We start from the raw sequence: 403 nt of genomic DNA on the forward strand, positions 1-403 counted from the left end.
ATCTGGCCTGAAACCAACGCCTCGTAGAGCGCGTCATAGTCAACCAGCGGCCCGCGCGCGGTGTTGACGAAAATCACGCCAGGTTTCATCCGCGCGATCGTGTCCTTACCGATCAGGCCGCGCGTCTCCTCGGTCACGCGGGAATGCAGCGTCACCACATCGGAACGGGCAAGGAGATCGTCCAGCGCGACGAGTTCGACGCCGGCATTGCGGTCTTCGGCGCTCAACTGCACATAGGGATCGCTGACCAGCACATGGCAGCCGAAGGCGCGCAGCAGGCGCACGACCTTGGTGCCGATATTGCCATAGCCGACGACGCCGACGGTCATTTCGCTGAGTTCGCGGCCGGTGCGGTCGGCGCGGTAGAGGTCGCCGCGCCATTCGCCCTTGCGCAAGGCCTCGT

The 403-nt window shown here is 64.8% G+C and carries 1 protein-coding gene; it reads right to left on the reverse strand.

Going from position 1 to position 403, the window contains the following annotated elements:
• Positions 1-403, reverse strand: a 403-nt coding sequence (locus ACWTU8_RS33150; protein WP_455851419.1) for an NAD(P)-dependent oxidoreductase, incomplete at both ends; no start/stop codon positions are given.

The sequence above is a fragment of the Mesorhizobium sp. BHbdii genome, from assembly GCF_053848045.1.